The 17,183-nt window shown below is 63.7% G+C and carries 17 protein-coding genes; 10 read left to right on the forward strand and 7 right to left on the reverse strand.

What is annotated here, in order from left to right:
* Positions 1-22: 22 nt before the first annotated feature.
* Positions 23-397 carry a YciI family protein gene (locus tag ACFFNA_RS24175; protein ID WP_111548647.1) on the forward strand — a complete coding sequence of 125 codons (375 nt, stop codon included), beginning with the start codon at positions 23-25 and terminating at the stop codon, positions 395-397.
* Here the strand turns inward: ACFFNA_RS24175 and ACFFNA_RS24180 are convergent, their stop codons facing one another.
* The 4 genes from ACFFNA_RS24180 to trhO form a co-directional block, all read right to left on the reverse strand.
* Complete coding sequence (locus ACFFNA_RS24180) at positions 398-1,153, reverse strand: SDR family oxidoreductase (RefSeq protein ID WP_111548648.1); 756 nt, start codon at positions 1,151-1,153, stop codon at positions 398-400.
* A gap of 19 nt (positions 1,154-1,172) precedes the next feature.
* Positions 1,173-1,511: a 1-deoxy-D-xylulose-5-phosphate synthase gene (locus ACFFNA_RS24185; RefSeq protein WP_378922157.1), complete on the reverse strand. Its 339-nt coding sequence runs from the start codon at positions 1,509-1,511 to the stop codon at positions 1,173-1,175.
* 213 nt (positions 1,512-1,724) lie between these two features.
* Positions 1,725-2,462: a tellurite resistance TerB family protein gene (locus tag ACFFNA_RS24190; RefSeq protein WP_378922159.1), complete on the reverse strand. Its 738-nt coding sequence runs from the start codon at positions 2,460-2,462 to the stop codon at positions 1,725-1,727.
* A 130-nt stretch (positions 2,463-2,592) separates the two neighbouring features.
* A complete protein-coding gene (trhO, locus tag ACFFNA_RS24195; protein WP_378922602.1) occupies positions 2,593-3,522 on the reverse strand; it encodes an oxygen-dependent tRNA uridine(34) hydroxylase TrhO in 930 nt (309 codons plus the stop codon).
* Between the two features lie 191 nt (positions 3,523-3,713).
* On the opposite strand from trhO, the gene ACFFNA_RS24200 reads away from it, so the two are divergent.
* Entirely contained in the window at positions 3,714-4,352 is a 639-nt protein-coding gene (locus ACFFNA_RS24200; RefSeq protein WP_378922161.1) for a 2-dehydro-3-deoxy-phosphogluconate aldolase, read from the forward strand.
* 72 nt (positions 4,353-4,424) lie between these two features.
* Here the strand turns inward: ACFFNA_RS24200 and ACFFNA_RS24205 are convergent, their stop codons facing one another.
* From ACFFNA_RS24205 to ACFFNA_RS24215, 3 genes are all read right to left on the reverse strand, one after another.
* Positions 4,425-4,616: a hypothetical protein gene (locus ACFFNA_RS24205; protein WP_378922163.1), complete on the reverse strand. Its 192-nt coding sequence runs from the start codon at positions 4,614-4,616 to the stop codon at positions 4,425-4,427.
* A 179-nt stretch (positions 4,617-4,795) separates the two neighbouring features.
* Positions 4,796-6,643: a peptidoglycan L,D-endopeptidase MepK gene (locus ACFFNA_RS24210; RefSeq protein ID WP_378922165.1), complete on the reverse strand. Its 1,848-nt coding sequence runs from the start codon at positions 6,641-6,643 to the stop codon at positions 4,796-4,798.
* A 472-nt stretch (positions 6,644-7,115) separates the two neighbouring features.
* On the reverse strand, positions 7,116-8,675 hold the full coding sequence (locus ACFFNA_RS24215; RefSeq protein ID WP_378922167.1) for a sigma-54-dependent transcriptional regulator: 1,560 nt from the start codon (positions 8,673-8,675) through the stop codon (positions 7,116-7,118).
* Positions 8,676-8,852: 177 nt separating this feature from the next.
* Here ACFFNA_RS24215 and ACFFNA_RS24220 point away from each other — a divergent pair, with 177 nt between their 5' ends.
* The 8 genes from ACFFNA_RS24220 to omp10 all read left to right on the forward strand — a co-directional run bounded on the left by ACFFNA_RS24220 (position 8,853) and on the right by omp10 (position 17,015).
* The gene (locus ACFFNA_RS24220) at positions 8,853-10,685 is read left to right on the forward strand and encodes a M3 family oligoendopeptidase (protein ID WP_378922169.1); all 1,833 of its coding nucleotides are present in this window, start codon (positions 8,853-8,855) and stop codon (positions 10,683-10,685) included.
* A gap of 373 nt (positions 10,686-11,058) precedes the next feature.
* Entirely contained in the window at positions 11,059-11,784 is a 726-nt protein-coding gene (locus ACFFNA_RS24225; RefSeq protein ID WP_378922171.1) for a helix-hairpin-helix domain-containing protein, read from the forward strand.
* A gap of 201 nt (positions 11,785-11,985) precedes the next feature.
* Positions 11,986-13,131, forward strand: a complete 1,146-nt coding sequence (locus ACFFNA_RS24230; RefSeq protein WP_378922173.1) for an aminodeoxychorismate synthase component I — start codon at positions 11,986-11,988, stop codon at positions 13,129-13,131.
* Positions 13,080-13,742 (forward strand): aminotransferase class IV family protein, encoded by a 663-nt coding sequence (locus ACFFNA_RS24235; protein ID WP_378922175.1) that lies wholly within the window; start codon positions 13,080-13,082, stop codon positions 13,740-13,742. Before ACFFNA_RS24230 ends, ACFFNA_RS24235 begins: the two co-directional genes overlap by 52 nt.
* 13 nt (positions 13,743-13,755) lie before the next feature.
* Entirely contained in the window at positions 13,756-14,043 is a 288-nt protein-coding gene (locus ACFFNA_RS24240; RefSeq protein ID WP_111548658.1) for a YciI family protein, read from the forward strand.
* The gene (locus ACFFNA_RS24245; protein ID WP_378922177.1) at positions 14,040-14,978 is read left to right on the forward strand and encodes a heme-dependent oxidative N-demethylase family protein; all 939 of its coding nucleotides are present in this window, start codon (positions 14,040-14,042) and stop codon (positions 14,976-14,978) included. Before ACFFNA_RS24240 ends, ACFFNA_RS24245 begins: the two co-directional genes overlap by 4 nt.
* 128 nt (positions 14,979-15,106) lie before the next feature.
* Positions 15,107-16,552, forward strand: coding sequence for a homospermidine synthase (locus tag ACFFNA_RS24250; RefSeq protein WP_378922179.1), 1,446 nt, complete (start codon positions 15,107-15,109; stop codon positions 16,550-16,552).
* An 85-nt stretch (positions 16,553-16,637) separates the two neighbouring features.
* A complete protein-coding gene (gene omp10 / locus ACFFNA_RS24255; protein ID WP_111548661.1) occupies positions 16,638-17,015 on the forward strand; it encodes an outer membrane lipoprotein Omp10 in 378 nt (125 codons plus the stop codon).
* The last annotated feature ends 168 nt before the right edge of the window (positions 17,016-17,183 follow it).

Here is a 17,183-nt window from a genome sequence, read left to right on the forward strand (position 1 = left end):
GACCAGAGAGAGATGACATCAGATGTTCTATGCAATCCTCGCCTATCACGTGGAAGATGCGATCAAGGCGCTGACGCCGCAAGAAGATGCGGCGCTGATGGCCGACCTGCTGCAGATCAACGACAGGCTCCACGCCGACGGCAGCCTCGGGCCGTCGGCGCGGCTGGGCGCGACACAATCGGCCTTCACTCTGCGCGGGCCGGGCGACGGGACCGTCATTGACGGGCCGTTCGCCGAGACCAAGGAACAGCTTCTCGGCCTCTATGTCGTCGACTGCGCCACCCGCGACGATGCGATCGCCATCGCGCGCGACCTTCGCCGCGTCAATCCGACCGCCGTTTACGAAATCCGTCCGATCGCGCTCTATCTCCCCGGCGTGCCGTTGGCAGGGAAATGACTACCCACGCCCGACAAACGGCATCTTGGTGGCCATCACCGTCATGAACAGCACATTGGCGTCGAGCGGCAGGCTGGCCATGTGGACGACGGCGTCGGCAACGCGCTGGACGTCCATCACCGCCTCGGCGGCGATCGAGCCGTTGGCCTGCGGCACGCCGACCGTCATCGCCTGCGCCATGTCGGTCAGCGCGTTGCCGATGTCGATCTGGCCGCAGGCGATGTCATAGGGCCGGCCGTCGAGCGCCAGCGTCTTGGTTAGTCCGGTGATGGCATGCTTGGTCGCCGTGTAAGGCACCGAGCCCGGACGCGGCGCATAGGCCGACACCGAGCCGTTGTTGATGATGCGGCCACCCATCGGCCGCTGCTTGCGCATGGCGCCGAAGGCGGCGCGGGCGCACAGGAACGAACCGGTGAGATTGACGCCGACGATATCGTTCCACACCTCGACCGGGATCTCGTCGATCGGCGTCGATTTGTAGCCCATGCCGGCATTGTTGAACAGCAGGTCGACGCGGCCGAAAGCCTCCGCCACCGTCTCGAACAGATCATCGACCTCGCCGGCCTTGCTGATGTCGCAGGCAACCGCCAATGCCTTGGCCTCGGTCGGCCCGGCCTCGGCGACGGCGGTATCCAGCACGGATTTGCGGCGTCCGCAGAACACGGTGTTCCAGCCGGCCTTGAGCAACGCCGTGGCGACGCTCTTGCCGATGCCGGTGCCGGCGCCGGTGACGATGGCGGTTCTTTGCGCGGTCATAACTGTCCTCCGTGACGCCTCAGCCATCGCAAATGATGGTGACCGTGACAAGCCTGGGATCAGACTCAGTTGGGCGACGTTTCCCGGATCTCACGCCAGTATTCCTCTGCGACGTCAGCATCAATTGCACGGGTGCAGAACTTTCTGGATAGAGCCGATCTTTGCCGTCCTTCCGAGGACCAGAAATCCAAAACCTCTCGCCTGTCTCGATGTCGAAGTAATTTGCTTTGAATCCGCTGCCTTTCAGGCTTTGAACGGTCCGTCCCCGATAGCTCATCGATTTGCCAGTTTGTGAAAATATGACGCGGCCAATCCACGCCGGTCCATTCAGCGATGCGGACTTGTTTTCGATATACATTATGCGCGATTTTGGCATGCCGGCATGACCCTATGCGACATCGATGATGCGCAAGATACGGAGGCGGCCCTTCGACAAAAAGGGCGGTCATTGGCGACCGCCCTGATCTAAACCGGGCTTGGGAGGAGGAAAACCGGTCCGACTATATAGAATCATGCGCTTCCTGAGTTAACGGATGGTTAACCGTGGAAAGGTCGCCTGTGCCGATTTGGGCTACCAGCGCGGGTTGGGTGACGTCCCTGCCTTGGCCGGCACTTTCGCTGCCGAAACCGTCGCCTCGACATGGTCGACCAGCGCGTCCGGCAGGCCAAGCCGGCCGGCAAGCAGGTCGAGATAGCCGCGCTCGGCGCGCGTGTCGGGGTCGATGGTAAGGCGCGACGCGGTATAGAGTTCGAGCTTCTGTGCATCGGTCTTGGCGCCGGCCACCAGCGTGTCGAGGTCGAGCGGGCTCTCCAGCTCAGACATCAGGAATTTCTCGGCATCGGAGCCGATCCCCGCCAGGCTGAGCTTGCCGGCGATCTTCTGGCGTTCGTCATCGTCGATATGGCCATCGGCCTTGGCGGCCGAGATCATCGCCCGAACCAGGGTCAGCGTGAATTCGTCCTCGCCTTGCGGCGCCTGCGACGGGTGGAAAGCGGTGTCCTTGGGCGGCGGCAGCAATTCCGGTTCGCCGGCCACGGGCGCTTCCGCCGGCGCGTTGCCGGCCTTGTAGTTCTGGTAGGCCTTGTAAGCGAGGCCGCCGATCGCGGCCAGGCCGCCAAGCTTCACCGCGGCACCTGTCACCTCGCGGCCGGCACCGGTCCCGAGCAGCACGGCAGCCAGCGCGCCAGCGGCCAGGGGGTTGTCCTTGGCCATCTGCACGGCCTGACCCGCCTTGTCGCGGACGGTCCCGCTGGTGCCGGGGATTTGCGAGCCGAGCAGATCGTCGAGAAGCTTCTTGGGATCGAACATTCAATGCCTCCAGGATTTGCCCGGCCGAACGGGCAGGTTTCGAACGTCGGAGAGGTAGGTCCCGCACCTTGACATTACAATGACGGACCCTTCGGGGCAGACCCTTGGCGGCGAGCGGCCGATGCCGGGATCAGGATCCGATATGCCGGCCCCTGCCCCGTACTTGCGCGAGTTCAACCTGGCGCTGGCGCTCGGCATAACGCTGGCGGTCCTCGTCGGAACGCGCATCGAAGCAATGCGGACAAGACACGCCGGTGGCGAATTTCGGTGATGTCAGGTCGCTCGGCGTCAGCGGATGACGGCAGGCGCGGCAGAGTTCGGCCTCGCCCTCGGCAAGACCGTGCGACACGGAAACGCGTTCGTCGAAGACGAAGCACTCGCCTTGCCACAGGCTCTGTTCGGAGGGAATCTCCTCCAGGTATTTGAGGATGCCGCCCTTGAGGTGGAAGACATCTTCGAAACCGAGCGACTTGACGTAGGCGGTCGCCTTTTCGCAGCGTATGCCGCCGGTGCAGAACATCGCCACCTTGCGGCCCTCGAGTTCCGCCCTGTGTGCTTCCACCCAGGCCGGGAACTCGCGAAAGCTTGCCGTTGCCGGATCGACCGCGCCCTTGAAGGTGCCGATCGACACCTCATAGGCGTTGCGCGTGTCGATGACGATCGTATCGGGCTCGGAAATCAGCGCGTTCCAGTCGGCCGGCGCGACATAGGTGCCGGCGCTCGTCGCCGGGTCGATATCGCCGACGCCCATGGTGACGATCTCGCGCTTCAGCCGCACCTTCATGCGGTGGAACGGCATTTCCGCTGCACTGCTGTATTTGATCTCGAGGCCGGCCAGCCCGTCGATGGCTTCGAGATAATCGATCAGTTCGGCAATCGCCGTCTCGCGGCCGGCAACGGTGCCGTTGATGCCCTCATGCGCCAGAAGCAGCGTGCCCTTGATGCCGCGCCCGCAACAGAAAGCAGCGAGCGGCGCGCGCAATTCGTCGAAGGCGTCGAGCCGGGCAAACCGGTAGAGCGCGGCGACGCGGATACGGTCTGTTGGCGTGGACAATGTCATTGCCAAGGCAACTAGACGCTCGTCGCAGCCGATTCAAGGCGGAGCAGTTTCATCAGCCCGTCAATCGCGTTTGATAGTAGTGGCCGGTATGACCGCCCCACGGCGCGTGACATCGCGACACGCTTCGTTTCATGGACAGAAAAACACCCGTCTGCTAATCGGTTGAATTGTCCCACGATACGGAGAGACAGATGCCCAGCAAGACCGAAAAACTCCTGTCGCTCCTCAACGGCCAGCCGGTCATCCCGGTGCTGAAGATCGCCAATGTCAGTGATGCCGTGCCGCTGGCACGCGCTCTGGCCCGTGGCGGCCTACCGGCGATCGAGATCACGCTCAGAACCGCCGACGCGCTGGAAGCGATCCGGCGGGTGGCGGCTGAGGTCGAGGAAGCCATCGTCGGCGCCGGCACCATTCTCGATGCGCGTCAGTTCGAAGAGGCGGCGGCCGCGGGCTCGCGCTTCATCGTCAGCCCCGGCATCACCCGCGAGCTTCTGGCGGCAGCCGCCGACAGCGACGTTCCGCTGCTGCCCGGCGCCATCACGCCCGGCGAGATCATGGCCGCGCGGGAAGCCGGCTTGCGCTTTCTCAAATTCTTCCCGGCCGAGCAGTCGGGCGGCATCGCTTCGCTGAAGGCCTTCGCCTCGCCGCTCGCCGATGTGAAATTCTGTCCGACCGGCGGCATCACCGGCAAGAACGCGGCCGAGTATCTCAGCCTGCCCAACGTCGTCTGCGTCGGCGGCTCCTGGGTGGCGCCCGACGACATGGTCAAGGCCGGCAAGTGGGATGAGATCGAAGCCCTGGCGCGCGCGGCGAGCAAGCTCGCGAAATAGGGCTTTCGGCGTGGCATGAAAAAACCCGGCCGACTTGCGTCGACCGGGTTCTGCTGAATTAGTTCGAGCCGATCAGTTGCAGACCCTGATCTTTTCCACGACCTTGCGGTGGTGAGCCCAATGCGTGACCACCTTGGTCCGGCAGTGCTTCTTCATGTGCATATGGTCGTTGGTCTTGATGACAACGGTCGCTGCCTGCGTGGGAGCGATGGCCGCCGAAGCGGTTGCCAATGCAATGACCGATGCCAGTAGAATGTTCTTCATGGATTATCCCCGGGTTTGAACGAACAAGGGAGAAACCCTTGGAGGAATGAGCCGTTCCACGATCACCGCAATGTCAGACCGGCGTGATCGCGGCCAATGGCGGCGGCGCCATTGGCCCCAGCTACGCAACAAAAAGCCGCGCAGGTTGCCCGGCGCGGCTTCGTCGATTGACTGGTCGCTTACTTGGTCTGGAAGCGGGCGACCGACAGGAACTTGACGGCGTTGCCGGTGAAGCGGTTGGCATCGGCCATCTGGTCGCCGGACTGGAAGCCGGCCGTATAGACCTCGCTCGGCGGGGTATGCACGATGCTGTAGGCGTAGCCCGGTGCTGTCGTGGCGCTTGAAACGGTGGCGACATGCTCGCCACTGGTCAGCGCCCAGCGGGCGGCCTGCGGCGCTGCGGCAATCACCATGGCCTTGGGGCCGGGCTTCAGGTCGCGGGCGGTGGCTCTCGATTCCTTGCGCGTCGTCTTCACGCCAGCGCCGATCGCGGCGGCCGGATCGGAACCGGCCGGGCGGGCAACGACAGCCTCGCGCGGCGATGCGGCATCGGCGCCCGACGGATCGTTGAAGGCCGAACGCGGCTCGGACAAGGTCAAGGACGCGACATGGTACGCGTCGGCCGCACTGCCGATCTGGGCATTGGCCTCGTCAAGCACGGCCTTGACCGCATCCGGCTTGCTATCGGGCCGCGCGCTGGGCAGCACCGAGAAGGCGTCGGCCGCGGCGCTGCCGCGCTCAGCCGTATCCGCCAGCGCCATCAGCACGTCCTTGCTGGGCGGCGGAGCCAGAGCCGCCGGCAGCGAATTGTCGGGGCGCCATGTCGGCAACGGTATATTGTTGACAGCGACCTGGGCCGGGTCCGGTGCGGCCGACGAATCGGCCATGCCGAAAGGCACGTTCGCCGGCGCATGTGCGGTCGCCACGGCCTGCTCGGTGGTGGCTGTAGCATCCGCAGCCGCTGTCGCATCCGCCATGGCAAAAGGAGCATTCTCAGGCGGCTGGGCGCCGACATCGGCTTTCGGCCGCGGTGCAAAATCAGGCAGCGGAATGCTGCGGGCTGGCAGCGCCGCGATGATCGTCTCCGGCGTATCTTTTTCCGGCTCCGGAGCCTGCTCCTCGGCAACCTGCGGAACCTCGGCACGCTGTGCATTCTCCGGCGCCACGATGGCGATGCCCGGGAGGTTGCTGGTCTTGGCCGCCGCAGCCGGCTTCAGGTTTCTAGCCTTGGGCGGAGGTGCCGCCGAAGCGGTCTCGACATCGGCGCTGTCGTCGGCCTCGTCGTCGCCGCCGCCAAAGAAAGCCGACAGGAACCCACCTGATTTCTTGCTGCTGCCGCCGGCACTGGCCAGCTCGATGGCCGGCGCGCCTGAACCCTTGCGCGCCTTGTAGGAGGCGAGCGCCTGCTCAAAGCCGGGCAGCGGCCTGCCGTCGCTCGGCACATGCAGCGTCTTGCCATTGGGGAACAGACTGACCAGTTCCTGGCGGCTGATGCCGGGCCAATGGCGCACATTGCCGACATCCATATGGACGAACGGCGAACCGGACGTCGGGTAGTAGCCGACGCCGCCACCCTGCATCTTGAGTCCGATGTTGCGCAGCTTCTTCAGCGGCACGCCGGGAATGTAGAAGTCCATCGCCTTGCCGAGCATGTGCTGGCTCTTCTCGGCGACGCCCCTGCTGCGGCTGCGCAGCATCGAGTTCGTCGACGGCGAGCGATAGCCGCAGACGACCTGGATGTAGTCCGTGGCACCGCTTTCCCGATATGCTTCCCAGACCAGATCCAGCAGGCGCGGATCCATCTTGGTCGGTTCGTTGCGGCGCCAGTCGCGCAGAATGATGTTGATCTTCCTGAGACCCTCCGGAACGTAGCGGCCATTGCGCTTGTAGACGATCTCGGCCTTCTCGTGGGTGTGGAGGTGATAGAGCTTCAGCGAACGTGTTTCGGCGCTGGCGCCAGTTGCAGCCGCGGCAACAAAACCAAATGCGACAATCAACGCCGCCAGCCATTTCGGCCAGACGCTCACGTGATGGTGCCGCCCGTTTGTGTGTCGTTCGATTCTGTTCAAATCAAAAGGCCCTGCAGGCTGCCGTTTGTCCCCGGATTTGCCCAAACGGATGTGTCGTTTTCACATCCGAATATCGATCCTAATGGTTAATCATCGCTTATTGAAGCCAAAATGCGGTAACACCGTGGCGATATCCCGTCAAAAATTGTTCACCGGGTTTCTTGGTAAACCGCTGGTTTAGATCATGTTTCCGCCTTTTTCCGAAACACGATCTGTTACCGCCAGCCTTAATGCGTGAACAGGCCTGTCCATAGGCCCGCCACATTCCCGCCGAAACCCGATACAGGGCGCATTCTGGCATCGCAAGCTGGCTCCGGCCTTGCGGCCGAAGCATGAATCCCGAACCGAAGGTCGGCAAAGCAATGGTTGGAACTGGTTTTCGGAAGAGATTATGCGCTCTAAGGTGTGTTAAGATTCAGGTCAACACACCTTAGGAAGCGAGCCGATCGACGCGGCCGGTCTCCGGGTCGATGCCGTATTCCTTGAGCTTGCGATAAAGCGTCGAGCGGCCGATGCCGAGGCGGCGGGCGACTTCGCTCATCTGGCCGTTGTAGTGATCGATGGCAAGCTTGATCATCTCGAGTTCGACATCGGCCAGCGCACGCACATTGCCGCGTTCGTCGAGTGCCCGCAACGTGCCGAAGCGGGGCTGCAGCCTGGCCGGCGGATCGGGCTCGGTCGCCAAGACACCTTCACCCCGCAAGCCACCCTCGCCGTGCAAGGCTTCCTCGTCGCGCGGCTCCGTGTCCAGCGGCGCGGACGCAGACGGCGAAACGCCATCGGCGTCGAGATTGACGGTGCCTTCCACTTGCGCCCGGATCTGCGGGAAGTCCTCCGGGGTCAGCACATCGCCTTCGCAAAGCACCGAGGCCCGGAAGACGGCATTTTCGAGCTGCCGGATGTTTCCCGGCCAGTCATAGGCCTGCAGCACGGCAAGGGCTGCGGCCGAAATGCCTTGCAGGCGATGACGCGGGTCGGCTGGCGCCACCTTCTCCATGAAATGCGTGACCAGATAAGGGATGTCGTCGCGGCGGTCGCGCAGCGGCGGCACGAAGATCGGGTAGACGTTCAGCCGATAGAACAGATCCTCGCGGAACTTGCCGTCCTTGACCTGCTGCAGGAGGTTGCGGTGCGTCGCCGAAATCAGCCTGATGTCGACCCTGACGGTCGAGCGTCCGCCGACCGGGTCGACCTCGCCGTCCTGCACGGCGCGCAGCAGCTTGACCTGCACGTCGAGTGGCAGATCGCCGATCTCGTCGAGAAACAGCGTTCCCGAATGCGCCTCGACGAACTTGCCGGTGTGCTTATCGGTGGCGCCGGTGAACGAGCCCTTCTCGTGGCCGAACAGGATCGATTCGACGAGATTGTCGGGAATGGCGCCGCAATTGACGGTGACGAAGGGTTTCGAGCGGCGGTCGCCGCTGCCCTGGATGGCGCGCGCCACCAGTTCCTTGCCAACGCCGGACTCGCCCTCTATCAGGATCGGGATGTTGGATGCCGCCGCCTTCTGGCCAAGGCGGATCACCCTGTCCATGGCCGGGCTGTGCGTGACCATGTCCTTGAAGGTCAAAAGCCCGCCACGCCGGCGCGACGTGCGCTTGACCTCGCCCTCGACTGCCTCGACCTTGAGCGCATTGGCAATCGACGCCTGCAGCCTGTCGGGAGAGGCCGGCTTGACGACGAAATCGAAGGCGCCGTGACGCATTGCCGAAACCACGGTCTCGATGCCGCCCTGGGCGGTCTGCACGATCGTCGGGACATTTATGTCGCGCTCGCGCATCGCCTTCAGCACGCCGATGCCGTCGAGACCGGGCATGACCAGATCGAGGATGACCACCGAAACCTCGCGGGCGCTTGGCCCGTCGAGAACATCGAGCGCGGCCGCGCCGCCATCGACGACGGTTGCCGTATAACCGAACCGCGTCACGGCTGCTTCGAGCAGCCGGCGCTGCACGGGATCGTCATCGACTATGAGTATGGAACCTGTCATGACTGATACGACTGTGCCCGCCCGAGGAATTCTGCCCTGTGGGCCATCTTGGCACAGGGTTCTAAATAAGGTTTCAAAAAACCCGGTGAATGAATTCCTTAGGATTTGACCGGCTTCTCGTTTCCCCCTGAACCTCGGCCACGGAAGGTATCGGCAATGCACATGGTTTCTGGGCACATGGTTTCTGCTCGGCGGCTGACGGCGCGAGCGTCCGGTCAGGGCGCGGCCGAGCTTGGCGACCTGCCGGAGTGGAACCTTGCCGATCTCTATGCCGGCATGGATGCGCCGGAACTGAAGCGCGACATCGTCAAGGCCGCCGCCGATGCGATCAGCTTCGAGACCCGCTGGAAGGGTACGCTGGCCGCCGAGGCCGAGCGCGGCAGCGCCGGCAGGCTGGGCGAGGCGCTTGTCGCCTACGAGGCACTGGAGGAACTGATTGGCCGCATCGTCTCCTATGCGGGGCTGGTCTATGCCGGAAACACCGCCGATCCGCAGCGCGCCAAGCTCTATGGCGACATCCAGGAGAAGATGACCGACGCCAGCGCGCACCTTCTGTTCTTTGCGCTCGAACTCAACCTGATCGACGACGGCGCGATCGAAGGCGCGCTTGCCGCCGATCCCGCGTTCGGCCACTACCGGCCCTGGGTGCTCGATCTGCGCAAGGACAAACCCTACCAGCTCGAGGACCGCGTCGAGCAGCTTTTCCACGAAAAATCGATCACCGGACGCGGCGCCTGGAACCGGTTGTTCGACGAGACGATGACCGACCTTCGCTTCGACATCGACGGCGAGGAGCTGACGCTGGAGCCGGCGCTAAACCGCTTGCAGGATGCCGACGGCGAGGTGCGCCGCCGGGCTGCCGAGGCGCTGGCAGCGACCTTCCGCAAGAATTTGCGCACTTTCACGCTGATCACCAACACGCTGGCCAAGGACAAGGAGATTTCCGACCGCTGGCGTGGCTTCGAGGACATCGCCGATTCACGCCATCTCGCCAACCGCGTCGAGCGCGGTGTGGTCGATGCCCTCGCATCCGCCGTTCGCGACGCCTATCCGCGCCTGTCGCACCGCTATTATGCGATGAAGGCGCGCTGGCTGGGCATGGAGGTGATGAACCACTGGGACCGCAACGCGCCGTTGCCGGACACGCCCCAGGCGATCATCGGTTGGGACGAGGCCAGGAACACCGTCCTGTCCGCCTATCAGCGCTTTTCGCCCGACATGGCGGAGATCGCGCGGACCTTCTTCGACCGCAACTGGATCGACGCGCCGGTGCGTCCGGGCAAGTCGCCCGGCGCCTTCTCGCATCCGACCGTGCCGTCGGCGCACCCCTATGTCCTGCTCAACTACATGGGCAAGCCGCGCGATGTGATGACGCTGGCGCACGAGCTTGGCCACGGCGTGCATCAGGTGCTGGCCAGCGGCCAGGGCGCGCTGATGGCCTCGACGCCGCTGACGCTGGCCGAGACGGCATCCGTCTTCGGCGAGATGCTGACCTTCCGCTCGCTGCTCGACCAGACCACCGACAGGCGCGAGCGCAAGGCCATGCTCGCCCAGAAGGTCGAGGACATGATCAACACGGTCGTGCGCCAGATCGCCTTCTACGAATTCGAGCGCAAGGTGCATGCCGAGCGCAAGAATGGCGAACTGACCTCCGACAGGCTCGGCCAGTTCTGGCTGGAAGTGCAGGCCGAAAGCCTCGGGCCGGCGATCAAGCTGCGCGAAGGCTACGAGGTGTTCTGGACCTACATCCCGCACTTCATCCATTCGCCCTTCTACGTCTATGCCTATGCTTTCGGCGACTGCCTGGTGAACTCGCTTTACGCGGTCTACCAGAATGCCGAGCGCGGCTTCCAGGACAAGTATTTCGAAATGCTGCGCGCCGGCGGCACCAAACATCATTCCGAGCTTCTGGCGCCCTTCGGCCTTGATGCTACCGATCCCGCCTTCTGGCAGATCGGGCTTGGCGTCATCAGCGGCCTCATCGACGAGCTGGAAACACTCGACGCTTGAAACGCGCCCGTAGGTCTCATCTGCTCGCAGAACAGTTTAGCCGGGATGCATGTTGGGAACGGCTTATTCTGGCCTAAATATCTGTTCTTGAAGTACTCTCCATGGAAGTTTTTCCGATAGCTTTCCACAAGCTCTATGATAGCCTTCGTTCCAAGCTCAGCCGGAGCGCATGCGGATCGGCGAGGGAAAGTCTCAGCCGACTGCGGCGCTTTGGCGAACGCGACAACGGCCGTTGGCCATGGCAGGCAAAGCCGATCGCCGACAGCTCGAACCGAAGCCGGCTGTTCTGCGAACCGCGGAATACCATCGAGTAGTCCTTCGCCGAAGGTCATGAACCCATGCCACGGCAGACGGATCTGACTGGAGAGAGACAATGGGCACTTTTTTCTACATGCTCCTGGCATTCCTGGTAGGCGTGTTGGTGGGCTGGTTCCTCTGGGGACGCCAGCGCGGTGAACTCGACAGCTTGCGCGGCGACCTCGACCGCACGCGCAGCGAGCGCGACAGGCTGCGCGCCGACAGCGACCGCCTGACCGGTGAACTCGATGCATGCGGCAAGACCCGCGCCGACCTTGAGCGCCGGCTGCGCGAAGCGCAGGCAACGCCCGCTGCCGGAACCGGTGCGGCAAAGGCCGCGAGCCAGGCGCCGGCTGCCTTGATGTCAACGCCAGCCGCGGCCAAATCGGCACCGGCAGCGGCCAAACCGGCGCCAAAGAAGCCGGCGGCGGCCAAGGCAGCGCCCGCCGCGAAGACCAGCGCACCCAAAGCCAGCGTCCCAAAGGCGACCGCCGCGCCAAAAACGGCAGCACCGGCAAAAGCCACGGCGGCCAAACCAGCATCTGGCAAGCCGGACAATCTGCGCCGGCTGATCGGCATCGGTCCGGTCAACGAGAAGCTGCTCAAGGCACAAGGCGTCACCAGTTTCGCCCAGATCGCCGCCTGGACAGCCGCCGATATCAAGCGGATTGAGGATGTCATGAACTTCGACGGCCGCATCGCGCGCGAACGCTGGATCGAACAGGCCAAGCTGCTTGCCGCCGGCGACGAAACAGAGTTCGCCAAGCAGTTTCCGACAGCGGGAACCGCCAGCAACACCTGAGTGGCGGAAGCAAGATTATTACAAACGGCGGCGCCCAAGGCGCCGCCGTTTGTTTTTGGCCGCGATATCGACCCCAAGGTTGGTCCGGAGGTCGGCCCAAAGGTCGGCTTTGAGTGGCAGCGTGCCGTTCCCTCGATTGCGCGCGAGCGGCCCCCCATATAGAGCGGTCGACGGCTTCATTGACCGCAGCATCCGAGTCCCATGTCCCTGCCCGCCGCAATTTTCCGCAACGACGAAAGCGCGCACCAGCTCGTTTTCGACCGGCCGGCCGACATCATCGTGGCGCATGAGGCAAAGGATTTCCTGCCGGCGCTGGCGGCGGCGCAAGCCGCGCACGACGCCGGCAAATGGCTGGCCGGCTATTTCTCCTATGAAGCGGGCTACCTGCTCGAACCCAAGCTTGTTCCCTTGCTGCCGGGCGAACGCCGTGCCCCGCTGGTCTGCCTGGGGGTTTTCGATGCGCCGGTCGAAGAGGCGGTGCCGCCCCGCAACGCAGCGGCGACCAATGGCCCGATCTTCGATGCCCGGGCGACATGGTCGCTCGAGGACTACGAGAAGCGGTTCTCGCGGCTGCACCAGCACATCAGGCAAGGCGATTGCTACCAGGGCAACCTGACCTTTCCCATTCATGCGCAATGGTCGGGTGACCCGCTCGCCGCCTTCGATGCGCTGACCGAACGCCAGCCGGTGAAATATGGCGCGCTGGTCGCGCTCGGTGATCCCATCGTGCTGTCGCGCTCGCCCGAACTGTTCTTCGAGATCGACGCCTCAGACATGATCGAGACGCATCCGATGAAGGGTACCGCACCGCGCGGCGCCACCAAGGTCGAGGACGAGCGGCAGAAGATCTTCCTGCGCAACGACGAGAAGAACCAGGCCGAAAACCGGATGATCGTCGATCTCCTGCGCAACGATATCTCGCTGATCAGCGAGGTCGGTACGCTGGAGGTGCCGGCGCTGTTCCGCATCGAGACCTATCCGACCGTCCACCAGATGGTGAGCGACGTCAGGGCGAAGTTGCTGCCGGGTCTCAGCATCCGTCAGATCTTCGCGGCGCTGTTTCCGTGCGGCTCGATCACCGGCGCGCCAAAAATCCGTGCCATGGAAATCCTGCACGATCTGGAAGGCACGCCGCGCGACACCTATTGCGGCGCCATCGGCTGGATCGCGCCCGGCGGCACGATGCGCTTTTCCGTGGCGATCCGCACCATCTCGCTCTTTTCCGGCGGCGAGGCCGTCTACAATGTCGGCGGCGGCGTCGTCTTCGATTCGACGGCTGAGGAGGAGTATCAGGAGTGTCTGCTGAAAGCGCGCTTCGCGACGGGAACACCGCCGACTTCCAACTGATCGAGACCATGCGCTGGGAACCCGGCTCGGGCTTCCTGCGCTTCGATCGCCACCTTGCCCGCCTCTATGGCTCGGCAGCGGAACTCGGCTTTGCCTGCGACCCGCAAAGGATCGGCGAGGTGCTCGGCGATGCGGTCAGCGGATCCGGCATCGCGTTGCGCACGCGCCTCGCTTTGTCGCGCGACGGCGAAGCGACCGCCTCGGCACAGCCCTATGAACCGCTCGCCGCCGACAAGGTCTGGACGCTGCGGCTGGCGCGGACAAGGCTCGATTCGCACGACACGCTGCTGCGCCACAAGACCAGCCGGCGCCAGCTCTACAGCCACGCCCGCTCCGAATATCTCATCACCCAGGCCGACGAGGTGCTGCTGGCCAATGAGCGCGGCGAGATCTGCGAAGGCACCATCACCAATGTCTTCGCCGATCTTGGCGATGGCATGCTGGCGACGCCGCGGCTCGACTGCGGCTTGCTGCCTGGCGTATTGCGCGCCGAGCTTCTGGATGAAGGCCGCGCCCGCGAAGCGATCTACAGCTACGGCGATCTGCGGTCGGCCAAGGCGCTGTTCGTCGGCAATTCGCTGCGCGGCTTGATTCCCGCAAAATTGGCATGACCGGGAGAATGCTATGTTCGTCGTTTCGCTGAACTACAAGGTGCCGCTGACCGAGATCGATCGCTTGCAGGCGGCGCATGTCGAATGGCTGAAGGCCTGCTATGCGGACGGCATCTTCGTCGCCTCCGGGCCGAAGAAACCGAGAACCGGCGGCATCATCATCGCGCAATGCCCGCGCGAAGTCCTCGACGCCAGGCTGGCAGCGGATCCCTTCGCCATGGCAAACGCGGCCGACTATGAAGTCATCGAGTTCCTGGCGCGGATGACCACCGCCGGCCTGGACACATTCAGGGAAGCATGAGCTTGGCCGAGGCGCTGCCGACTCACACGCCCTATGACGACTCGTCAAAACTGTTCAGCATCGGGCTGAAGCCGCTCGATCCGGCAGACTGGATCGAGGTCGACGACCATCTGCTGCCGTATCTCGCCGAGAAGCGCCGGCTCTATGCCGAAATCCCCGAGCGGGTTTTCGTCGAGGAGGACGGCACGCGGGACGCCCAGCAGGAAGTGCTCGAATTGCTCGGCGCGCATCTGCCGGAAAGATTTCCCGACACCTATCGGCGCACCGCCGCGGGCGTCGAGGCCGTGGGCACGGAGAGCCATTTCACCATCCCTTCCGGTCTCGGCGACGCACCGCTCGTCGCCGCCTCCCTGCTCATCCAGGAAGACCTGATCCTGATGCGCCGCAACGACAGCGGCTGGCGGCTCGTCGCCGGCTCGCTGTGCTTTCCCTCATCCTGGCTGCTGGTCGAGAAATTCGGTCGGCCGCTGCAGGATATCCACGCGCCGGTGCCGGGTTTCGGTCCGGGCACCCGCCCGGCCGAACTGATCAACCGCATGTTCGACGGTCTTCAGGGCCAGGCGGTCGAGCGCTACAACTGGTCGATCCAGTCTGATAACGCGCTCTACCATCCGCTCTCCGATCTGCAGCGCACCGACCGCGCCACCAACCGCCCGTCGCGGTTTCCGGATGGCGACGTCGGCGCCCATGCCTTCATCCGCGTCGAACGGCAGACGCTGCGCAAACTGCCGGTCTCGTGCGATATCCTGTTCACCATTCGCATCCATCTCGACCCGCTCGCCGTGCTCGCGCGGCATCCGGATCGGGCGAAGCTCGCAGCGTCTTTCGCCGCGCAGCTCGAAGCGCTCGATCTCGCCCAGCTCGACTACAAGGGCCTGACATCGGACCGCGACCGGCTGATCGCCGTCCTTAACCACATGGCCAATGACGCGTAGCCTCCGGTTGGCGCTTTTCGCTGGTTTGTGACAATGATCTGTGATGTAGCGCATGGCCGCCGGGCAAAAATGCCCGGTTTTGTGTGTGTTTTCCCAGTTTCCTGGGTTTTGAAGGAGTGCTCGAAAAAATGGCGACCGAAAACTGGCCCGTTTACGGCGAGATCACCGGCCCTGTCGTGATGATCGGCTTCGGCTCGATCGGCCGGGGAACGCTGCCGCTGATCGAACGCCATTTCAAGTTCGACAAGTCGCGCATGACGGTCATCGACCCGCGCGACACCGATCGCAAGCTGCTCGACGAGCGCGGCATCGCCTTCGTCCAGGAAGCGGTGACCGAGAAGAACTACAAGAAGCTTTTGACGCCGCTTCTGACCGGTGGCGGCGGCCAGGGCTTTTGCATCAACCTGTCGGTCGATACCGGCTCGGTGGATCTGATGCGGCTGTGCCGCAAGCTCGGCGTGCTGTACATCGACACTGTCATCGAACCATGGCTTGGGTTCTATTTCGATGCCAAGGCCGACAATGCCAGCCGCACCAACTATGCGCTGCGCGAAGCGATGATCAAGGAAAAGCACGACAAGCCCGGCGGCGCGACGGCGGTCTCCACCTGCGGCGCCAATCCCGGCATGGTCTCGTGGTTCGTCAAGCAAGCGCTGGTCAACCTCGCCACCGATCTCGGCCTCGAGTTTTCGGAGCCCACGCAGGACGACCGCGAGGGCTGGGCCAAGCTGATGAAGAAGGCCGGGATCAAGGGCATCCACATCGCCGAGCGCGACACCCAGCGCACCAAGAAGCCGAAGCCGATGGATGTATTCTGGAACACCTGGTCGGTCGAAGGTTTTGTTTCGGAAGGTATGCAGCCGGCCGAGCTCGGCTGGGGCACGCATGAGAAATGGATGCCGAAGAACGCCAGGAAGCACAAGCATGGCTCGAAGGCCGCCATCTACCTGGAGCAGCCCGGCGCCAACACGCGTGTGCGCTCATGGTGCCCGACGCCCGGACCGCAATACGGCTTCCTGGTGACGCACAACGAGGCGATCTCGATCGCCGATTTCTTCACCGTGCGCTCCAAGAAGGGCAAGGTGCATTACCGCCCGACCTGCCACTATGCCTACCATCCCTGCAACGACGCCGTACTGTCGATGCACGAGATCTTCGGCGCCGCCGGCAAGGCACAGGCGGCTTATCACGTGCTCGACGAGAACGAGCTGGTTGACGGCGTCGACGAGCTTGGCGTTCTGCTCTACGGCCACGACAAGAACGCCTACTGGTACGGCTCGCATCTGTCGCTGGCCGACGCGCGCAAGCTGGCGCCCTATCAGAACGCCACTGGCATGCAGGTCACATCGGCGGTTCTCGCCGGCATGGTCTGGGCTCTGGAAAACCCCGAGGCCGGCATCGTCGAGGCCGACGAGATGGACTACAGGCGCTGCCTCGAAGTGCAGTCCCAATATCTGGGGCCGGTCAAGGGCCACTACACCGACTGGACGCCCCTCGACAATCGGCCCGGCCTGTTCGCGGAAGACCTCGACCGCAGCGATCCGTGGCAATTCCGCAACATCCTCGTCCGATAGCGGCCTGCTCGGGATACTCCATTGCCTTGCAATCGCCTGGAAATCGGGCGATTGAAGGGGTGCGGACTGAGGAGAGGATTTTCATATGACTATTGCGCGCAAAGTTCTTTCGATGAGTGTGGCGGGTGCCATTGCGACGATGCTTGCTGCCTGTGCGACCAGCGGCCCCGACGAACCGCCGATGGCGGCTTCGCCGAAAGGCGTCGAAGGCTCCTGGATCGATGCCAAGGGCACCGGCCTTTCGACCTTCGCCAGCGGCACCTTCACGACCGTCGCCACCGACACCGGCCAGAAGCTTGCCGATGGCAGCTACACCATGACCGGCGCCACGTCGGTGCAGATCAATGGCACGTCGCTGATCCGCCAGACCGCGGTCAGCTTCAACTGCCTGATGGTGTCGACAAGCCAGCTCAACTGCACCAGCTCCAGCGGGCAGAACTTCGTGCTGACACGGCGCACCTGAACCGGCGATCATTCGCTTCCCCAGGGACGGCGGCCAATGGCCGCCGTCCTTTTTTATGCCGGCAAAAGTCCCCGGATTTCCGCTTGCGTCATCTGGAGCGCGATGGGAACATGGCCAAAACGCCGACTGTTATGTTCCAGTCAAGCAAGAGCGCTAAACGCCTCTGAT

It is taken from the genome of Mesorhizobium kowhaii, assembly GCF_042431665.1.
GTDB lineage: Bacteria > Pseudomonadota > Alphaproteobacteria > Rhizobiales > Rhizobiaceae > Mesorhizobium > Mesorhizobium kowhaii.

Coding starts and splice junctions, on each gene's coding strand:
- omp10 (WP_111548661.1), top strand. CDS start 16,638: ATGACTATTGCGCGCAAAGTTCTTTCGATGAGTGTGGCGGGTGCCATT.
- ACFFNA_RS24175 (WP_111548647.1), top strand. CDS start 23: ATGTTCTATGCAATCCTCGCCTATCACGTGGAAGATGCGATCAAGGCG.
- ACFFNA_RS24250 (WP_378922179.1), top strand. CDS start 15,107: ATGGCGACCGAAAACTGGCCCGTTTACGGCGAGATCACCGGCCCTGTC.
- ACFFNA_RS24245 (WP_378922177.1), top strand. CDS start 14,040: ATGAGCTTGGCCGAGGCGCTGCCGACTCACACGCCCTATGACGACTCG.
- ACFFNA_RS24185 (WP_378922157.1), bottom strand. CDS start 1,511: ATGTATATCGAAAACAAGTCCGCATCGCTGAATGGACCGGCGTGGATT.
- ACFFNA_RS24230 (WP_378922173.1), top strand. CDS start 11,986: ATGTCCCTGCCCGCCGCAATTTTCCGCAACGACGAAAGCGCGCACCAG.
- ACFFNA_RS24220 (WP_378922169.1), top strand. CDS start 8,853: ATGGTTTCTGCTCGGCGGCTGACGGCGCGAGCGTCCGGTCAGGGCGCG.
- ACFFNA_RS24200 (WP_378922161.1), top strand. CDS start 3,714: ATGCCCAGCAAGACCGAAAAACTCCTGTCGCTCCTCAACGGCCAGCCG.
- ACFFNA_RS24190 (WP_378922159.1), bottom strand. CDS start 2,462: ATGTTCGATCCCAAGAAGCTTCTCGACGATCTGCTCGGCTCGCAAATC.
- ACFFNA_RS24240 (WP_111548658.1), top strand. CDS start 13,756: ATGTTCGTCGTTTCGCTGAACTACAAGGTGCCGCTGACCGAGATCGAT.
- ACFFNA_RS24180 (WP_111548648.1), bottom strand. CDS start 1,153: ATGACCGCGCAAAGAACCGCCATCGTCACCGGCGCCGGCACCGGCATC.
- ACFFNA_RS24225 (WP_378922171.1), top strand. CDS start 11,059: ATGGGCACTTTTTTCTACATGCTCCTGGCATTCCTGGTAGGCGTGTTG.
- ACFFNA_RS24215 (WP_378922167.1), bottom strand. CDS start 8,675: ATGACAGGTTCCATACTCATAGTCGATGACGATCCCGTGCAGCGCCGG.
- trhO (WP_378922602.1), bottom strand. CDS start 3,522: ATGACATTGTCCACGCCAACAGACCGTATCCGCGTCGCCGCGCTCTAC.
- ACFFNA_RS24205 (WP_378922163.1), bottom strand. CDS start 4,616: ATGAAGAACATTCTACTGGCATCGGTCATTGCATTGGCAACCGCTTCG.